The organism is Azohydromonas lata (assembly GCF_034427735.1).
Classification (GTDB): domain Bacteria; phylum Pseudomonadota; class Gammaproteobacteria; order Burkholderiales; family Burkholderiaceae_C; genus Azohydromonas; species Azohydromonas lata.
The window spans coordinates 1-7363 of sequence record NZ_JAXOJX010000136.1 but is presented as its reverse complement, the minus strand read 5'-3'; the positions used below and the strand labels follow the sequence as shown (position 1 = coordinate 7363).

Sequence of the window (7363 nt, the reverse complement as noted above, 5' to 3'; positions counted from 1 at the left end):
GCAGGAGACGGCGATGATTTCCGTGGCGACGCCCTTTTCCTTCAGGCGCACGGCCTCTTCGACGGCGATTTCGTCGAAGGGGTTCATGCTCATCTTGACGCCGGCGAGGTCCATGCCCGTCCCGTCGGACTTCACCCGCACCTTCACGTTGTAGTCCACCACCCGCTTCACGGGCACGAAAATCTTCATTTGCAACTCACTCGGTCAATGAACAGGGAAAAGGCACCACTCTTCGACGACGGGGATAGATGAGTGGTCATCTACGCCAGGGGCCATCCGCCCATGATGGCTGCCACCAGCGAAGAGCCCGCCACACGGAGCGCGGCATTCGGCCCCGCCCCCTCGTCACGGCGCCGCCGATGGCTGTCCGTGCCGGCGGTTGTGGAGGCAGGCGGGCTCGGCGGCGTGGCCCGCTTGCTCCCGCACAGCATGGGTCACACTTGCACTGCTGGAGGGCCCAGCCGTCGCTCAGAGCACCTTGCCGGGATTGAGCAGGCCCTGCGGGTCGACGGCGTTCTTGAGCAGGCGCATCAGGCCGATCTCCTCAGGCGAGCGGGCATGGCCCAGCCATTCGCGCTTGAGGGTGCCGATGCCATGCTCGGCCGACACCGTGCCGCCGAACTCGCGCACCAGCCCATAGACGACGGCGTTCACGCCGTCTTTGGGCTGCTTGGGCGCGCCGGGCAGGTGGGCGATGATGTGCAGGTTGCCGTCGCCAATGTGGCCGTAGTAGAAGCTGTCGATGCCCGGATAGGCCTCGGCCAGCGCAGCTCGGCAACGGATCACGTAGTCCTCCATGCGCGCCACCGGCAGGCCCACGTCATAGGCCAGGTGGCCGGGCCACAAGGGATGGAACTCGCCCGAGGCGTCTCGCAGCGCCCAGAAGGCCTTGGCGTCGGACAATGACCGCGCCAGCGCCGCGTTGGGCACCACGCCCTCTTCCAGCAGTTGGCCCAGCCAGGCCTCGAAGCGCTCGGCGTCCTGCGTCTCGTCGGTGCCCAGGGCCTCCACCAGCACATGGGCACCATAGACGGCGGGGTCGTCAGCGAAGGGGTTGCGGGCCTGCGGCGCGTGGGTATTGGCAAATTCCCAGAACTCCGGCCACATGACCTCGAAGGCAGAGAGCTGCGGGCCCAGGTGCTGGCGTGCGGAGGCCAGCAGCGTCAGCACGTCGGCATAGCTGTTCACGGCGCACAGCGCCACCTGGCTGGAGGCCGGCTTGGGCGACAGGCGCAGCACCGCGCGGGTGATCACGCCCAGCGTGCCCTCGCTGCCGATGAACAAGTGCTTCAGGTCGAAGCCCGCGTTGTTCTTGATCATCTTGTTCAGGCTGGTGACGACGGTGCCATTGGCCAGCACCACCTCAAGGCCCAGCACCATCTCGCGGGCCATGCCGTAGCGGATCACGCGGTTGCCGCCGGCATTGGTGGCCAGGTTGCCGCCGATGCTGCAACTGCCGCGCGCGCCCAGGTCCAGCGGGCAAAAGAAGCCGGCATCGGCCGCCGCTTGCTGCACCGTCTCCAGCGGGGTGCCGGCACGCACGGTCATGGTGGCGGCGGCGGGGTCGATCTCCTCGATGCCCTGCAGCCGCTCCAGCGAAAGGGCGATCTCGCCGCCCGCGGTGCGCGCGGCACCGCACAGGCCGGTGAGTCCGCCCTGGGGCACCACGGCCACGCCATGCTGGCTGCACAGGCGCAGCGTGGTGGCCACACCGGCGGTGTCGGCCGGGCGCACCACCGCCAGCGGCGGCGCGGGCGGCAGGCCGCTGCAGTCGTTGTGGTTGCGCGCCGGCGCGTCGGCGCCGGCCAGCACGGCGGTGGGGCCCAGCGCGTCCAGCAGCGCGGCGATCAGGGCGGAAGTGTCAGGAGCGGACATGGGAGTTCTCTGGTCAAGTCTTGCCGGCGGCAGGGCGCCATTCAGGAACGCCGGGGCTCGGGGCGCCGCGGCGCCGCCAAGGGCACCGCGTCACGATCGGCCTCAGGCTGGTGGATTCATGCAGGGGCCTGGAAGCCCCGGCAAGCCAGGCTCAGGTGCCCAGCAGGCCGCGCGCGGCCAGGTTGGCCATGAACGCACGCAGGCCGAAAGTCCAGGGCGTGGCCTGCTCGGACAGCGTGACCCGGTTGTGCAGGCCGCCCAGCCATTGGCTCTGGATGCTCACCCGGTCGCCCAAGTGGTGGGTGAAGCCGCCGCCGGGCTGGCCGCGGTCTTCAATGGGCGCGAACAAGGTGCCCAGGAAGAGCATGAAGCCGTCCGGGTACTGGTGCGCGGCCAGGGTCTGGGCCACCAGGTCGGTCGGGTCGCGGCTGATGCTGGCCATGGTGTTGATGCCCTTGAGCACGAAGCCGTCCGGCCCGTCCACGCGCAGGTTCACCGTTTCCTGGCGCACGTGGTCCAGGGTGAAGCTGGCGTCGAACAGCCGGATGAAGGGACCGATGGCACAGGAGGCGTTGTTGTCCTTGGCCTTGCCCAGCAGCAGCGCGCTGCGGCCCTCGATGTCGCGCAGGTTCACGTCGTTGCCCAGCGCGGCGCCCACGATCCCGCCACGGCTGTTCACCGCCAGCACCACCTCCGGCTCGGGGTTGTTCCAGGCGGAGTCCGAGCGGATGCCGATGTCCTGCCCGCAACCCACCGAGGCCAGCACCGGCGCCTTGGTGAAGACCTCGGCGTCCTTGCCGATGCCTACCTCCAGGTACTGGGACCACAGCCCCTTCTCCTGCAACAGCGCCTTGAGCGCCATGGCCTGCCGGGAGCCCGGGCGGATGTCGGACAGCCGCTCGCCGATCAGTGCGGTCACCTGGGCGCGCAGGCCCTGGGCGCGGCTGGCGTCGCCGCGGGCTTGCTCCTCGATCACGCGCTCGATCAGGCTGGTGGCGAAGGTGACGCCGCAGGCCTTGACCACCTGCAGGTCGCACGGCGCCAGCAGCCGCGGCAGCGCGGCGTCGGCCTGGCCGCCGTTCAGCGCGGCGAGGGTGTTGGACAGCAGCGCGTCCACGCTGCACAGGCGGGTGCCGGCGATGGTGCGGGCAGCGGTGGCGGGCTCGGCCATGTCGAGCAACGCGCTCATCGTGGGGACGGTGGCGCTCAGGTCGAACACGCCGCCGCGCTCGCCTTCGGCGCGCAGCGCCACCACGGCGGGGCCGCCCGGGTGGCCGGCACTGGCCGGCAGGTTCACCCGGCCCACCAGGGTGCCGATGAGGCCGTCGGCCGGGAGAATGGACGACGTGGACAGGCTGGCGCCCGCCTCGGCCCCGGCGGGGGCCGCTGCAATCTGGCTCATGAGAGGGTCCTGGGTCGGAAGAGGTCTTGGTAAAGGCGTTGGGCAGGCCGCCTCGGCGCGGCACTTGGTGGCGGCCGCAACCAGGGTGGTGCCTTGTGGCGGGCGGGGGTTACTTGCTGCTGGCGCGGGCCTTGGCCAGCTCCGCCTGGATCTCGGAGACGCTGTCCTCGCCGAACTCCTTGGCGTACTTGGCGATCACGGGCTGCAGCTTGGCGCGCAGCTTGGCGTGCTCGGCGGCGGGAAGCTCGGTCACCTGCATGCCGGCCTTCTTCAAGTCGCCCAGCGCCTTCTCGTTGAAGGCACGGATGGTCTTGCGCTCGTAGAGCGTGGCTTCGCGGGCGGCCTCCTGCACGATCTTCTGTTCCTGGGCGCTCAGGCTGTCCCAGGTCTTCTTGCTCATCAGCAGCACCCAGGTGCTGTAGATGTGGCGCGACATCACCAGGTGCTTCTGCACCTCGTAGAACTTGCTGGCCAGGATGAGGCCCAGCGGGTTCTCCTGGCCGTCCACGGCGCCCTGCTCCATGGCGGAGTAGAGCTCGGTGAAGGGCATGGGCATGGCGTTGGCGCCCAGCGCGGCGAAGGTGTCCAGGTACAGCGGGCTCTGGATGACGCGCATCTTCAGGCCAGCCAGGTCTTCGGCCTTGGTGATCGGGCGGCGGTTGTTGGTGATGTGGCGGAAGCCGTTTTCCCAGTAGCCCAGGCCCACCAGGCCCTTCTCGGGCAGCTTGCCCATCAGCGACTGGCCGAAGTGGCCATCCAGCACCGCGTCGGCCTCCTGCTCGTTGTTGAAGGTCAGCGGCATGCTGATGGCGCCGAAGTTCCTGACCATCGACATCAGCGTGGAAACCTCGGGGATGGTCATCTCCTGGGTGCCGCCGCGCAGGGCTGCGGTCATGGTCACGTCGTTGCCCAGCGCACCGCTGGCGAACAGCTTGGCCTTGAGCTTGCCGCCGCTCTTGGCGACCAACTGCTCGCCGAAGTACTTGACGGCCAGGCCTTGCGGGTGGTCCTCGCTCAAGCCGATGCCGACCTTGAAAGTGCGCTCGCTGATCTGGGCGCTGACGGGTGCCGACAGCACGGCCAGCATGGAGGCCACAAGGGCCAAGGCTTTCATTTTCATTTATGTCTCCTGGATGGCGATGACCCTAAGGACGAGCTCTCTGGCCCAGTCGTTCCCGGCAGATGTAGGGAGCAGCGCGAAGAAATGTTAGGTTCCGCTGCGGGTAAGGTCCACTCACTCTTTTGCCTCAACCCATTCCAATTGGTTATGACCTTTTCTTCGGACTCGGGTAAACCCTTGAACCTGGCGCATGCCTGCGCCCGCCTTCGCTTCCGCCATTTGCAGTTTCTGGACGCCCTGGGCCAGACCCGCAACTTGCGGCTGGCGGCGGAACGGATGCACATCACCCAGCCTGCCGCCACCAAGGTGCTGGCCGACATTGAAGAGATCCTGGGCAGCCGGTTGTTCGAGCGCCTCTCGCGCGGGGTAAGGCCCAATGAGCTGGGCCTGTTCACGCTGCGCTACGCCAGCGACGTGCTGGGCGGCCAGCGCAAGTTCGTGGAGGAGTTCAATGCCCTGCGTGCAGGCGGCCATGGCTACCTGACGGTAGGCGCTATCTCCGGCTCCAGCGGCAACCTGCTGCCCGCTGCGGTGGCCGAGATGCAGCGCCAGCGCCCGCTGCTTGTGCTGCTGATCTTGGAGCAAAGCAGCAACCAGTTGGCTCAGTGGCTGGCCAAACGCAAGATCGACGTGATGCTGGGCCGGCTGACCGACCCCGATCAATCCGTCCAGTTCCATTACGAGCGATTGATGGACGAGCGCCTGCATGTGGTGGGCGGCCCTCACCATCCGTTGCGCCTGGAACAGTCGGTGGAGGCACGCGAGCTGGCCAACTGGCCCTGGATTCTCTACCCACCGGGCACCGCCATCCGCAAGGTGTCGGACGACATCTTCACCCGCGCCGGCCTGTTGCCCACCGCGGGCGTGGTACTGACGCCCTCGTTCCTGTTCTCGATGGAACTGATGCAGAGCACCAACATGCTCACGCTGGTGCCCACCGCGTTGGCTGACAAGTACGTGAGCAAAGGCTTGCTGGCCCGCATTTCCACCGACCTGCCGGTGCGCATGCCCGACTACGGGGTGGTGACGCGCCGGGACGAGACACCCAGCCCCGCGGCGCAGGCCTTCATCCAGGTGCTGCGCGAGCAGGCACGACGCTTCGACATGGACAAGTGAGCTCCATCAAGCCAGCTCCTCGCAGGCACTCAGCTCGACTTTGGCCATCACGCCGCGCAGCAGGCCGCCTCGTGCAGGCGGCGGAATACAGTACGCGGCACTTTTATGATGTCGCGCTCGCAACGGGACATTGAGAAATCAGCGCAGTGGCGCCACCAGTGACCACGTACGGTAGCCAGTGCATCGCTGAAGGTTGGGATCTGCTTGCGGTACCAGACGGCTTGGCGGACCGCAAGGCTGCCATTGCGCACCAACGCGTTGGATCGAAGCAGCGTTGCGGGTCACGGATGAGTACCCAGCGGATAGGAACAACAGGCATACCCGGGTGCTGCCATATCGCACACTGGTCGGCCAGGCTTGCACGGTGGGGGCGGCGCAAACAGCCGTGTATCCAGACGCAGCTGGGTGATGCCACTCATGCGCGCAGCCAAGGCCGCAAGGAATTCCAGTACCGAGAAGCTTGAGTCTCCCACCATCACCACTTCTCGGCCCGGCAGCCAGCGCCAGACTTGGCACAGCAGCTGTCGTGTGCGGGTCCGCTCGTTCCGTTGTGACCACAACATAGTCGTGTACAAGTCAGGGGAACGCGCAACGACCGTGGCTTGTCAATAAGTGGTAACTGACGGACTCCATCCTCCGCCGAATGCCCGGTACAGCGACACGCTGGCCTGCAGCCGCGCCAGCCGCAGTTGCACGGCCATGTCCTGCGCCGCGTACAGCGTGCGCTGCGCATCGAGCAGGGTGAGCAGCGTCTCGGCACCCGCGCGGTAGCGGCTTTCGGCCAGCGCCAGCGCGCGCTGGGCCTGCTGCAGCTCCTGGTCCTGTGCGGCGCTCTGCTCGGCCAGGCGTGCCGCGGCATCGAGCGCCACTTCCACGTCCGCGAAGGCCGCCACGATGTGCTGGCGGTAGCCGGCCAGGAGCTCCTCGCGCCGGGCCCGGGCCAGGTCCGTGCCGGCGGCCAGGCGGCCGGCGTCGAAGACCGGCGCCGCCAGCCCCGCCGCCAGCGAGTACAGCGGGTTGTCCAGCAGCCGCGACAGCCGCTCGCCTCCCGTGCCGAGGCCGGCGGTGAGCGTCAGGCTGGGCAGCATGGCCGCGCGGGCCACGGCCACCTGGGCGTCGGCGGCAGCCAGTTGCGCCTCGGCACGCGCGATATCGGGGCGCTGCACCAGCCGCCGCGTGGGCCACCCGGCGCCCACGCGGGGCTCCTGCACGCCGGCCCAGGTTGCCGGGCCGACCGCCAGCGCGGGGGCCGGCTGCCCAAGCAGCAGCGCCAGCGCCGCGCGGGCCTCGCCGGCCTGCTGCCGCAGCGCGGCCACGGCACGGCACTGGCTGGCCACCAGCCCTCGCTGCTGCGCAAGCTCCAGCGCCGTGGCGGCCCCGGCACGCGAACGCGCCTCCATCCAATGCAGCAGCCTTTCGGCACTGCCCAGGTTGCTCTCGGCAATGGCGCCGCGCTCGTGCAGGGCCACGGCCAGCAGCCAGGTGCTGGCCACGCCGGCCGCCACCGTGAGCTGCACGGTGTCGCGGTCGAAGGTGCTGGCCTGCCAGTCCGCGCGTGCCGCCTCGCGCGCCGCGCGGTTGCGGCCCCAGAAGTCCACCTCGTAGCTGGCCCAGAGCTGCGCCCCGTGGTGGTTGCCCGCCACCGCCGCGTGGCCGCCGGCGCGGCCCTCGCGGCTGGACTGCAGGCTGGCGGCCACCACGGGCACCAGCGCCGCGCCGGCCTGGCGGGCCACGGCCTCGGCCTGGCGCACGCGGGCGGCGGCGGCGGCCACGTCCAGGCTGTGCCGGCGGGCCTGTTCCACCAGGGCGTCGAGCTCGGCGCTGCCGAAGCTGCGCCACCAGTCCTGGGC

At 69.0% G+C, this 7363-nt stretch carries 6 protein-coding genes; 1 reads left to right on the top strand and 5 read right to left on the bottom strand.

What is annotated here, in order from left to right:
* The 4 genes from SM757_RS34315 to SM757_RS34300 all read right to left on the bottom strand — a co-directional run.
* Nucleotides 1–189: electron transfer flavoprotein subunit beta/FixA family protein (locus SM757_RS34315; protein WP_407655828.1), on the bottom strand; the 189-nt coding region annotated here is incomplete at its 3' end.
* Nucleotides 190–468: 279 nt separating this feature from the next.
* On the bottom strand, nucleotides 469–1875 hold the full coding sequence (locus tag SM757_RS34310; RefSeq protein WP_322468762.1) for an FAD-binding oxidoreductase: 1407 nt from the start codon (nucleotides 1873–1875) through the stop codon (nucleotides 469–471).
* A gap of 151 nt (nucleotides 1876–2026) precedes the next feature.
* Nucleotides 2027–3277 (bottom strand): fumarylacetoacetate hydrolase family protein, encoded by a 1251-nt coding sequence (locus SM757_RS34305; protein ID WP_322468761.1) that lies wholly within the window; start codon nucleotides 3275–3277, stop codon nucleotides 2027–2029.
* 109 nt (nucleotides 3278–3386) lie between these two features.
* Nucleotides 3387–4397, bottom strand: a complete 1011-nt coding sequence (locus tag SM757_RS34300; protein ID WP_322468760.1) for a TRAP transporter substrate-binding protein — start codon at nucleotides 4395–4397, stop codon at nucleotides 3387–3389.
* 147 nt (nucleotides 4398–4544) lie between these two features.
* Here SM757_RS34300 and SM757_RS34295 point away from each other — a divergent pair, with 147 nt between their 5' ends.
* Complete coding sequence (locus tag SM757_RS34295; protein ID WP_322468759.1) at nucleotides 4545–5513, top strand: LysR substrate-binding domain-containing protein; 969 nt, start codon at nucleotides 4545–4547, stop codon at nucleotides 5511–5513.
* Nucleotides 5514–6118: 605 nt separating this feature from the next.
* Here SM757_RS34295 and SM757_RS34290 read toward each other — a convergent pair.
* Nucleotides 6119–7363, bottom strand: a 1245-nt coding sequence (locus tag SM757_RS34290; RefSeq protein ID WP_322468758.1) for an efflux transporter outer membrane subunit, incomplete at its 5' end; no start/stop codon positions are given.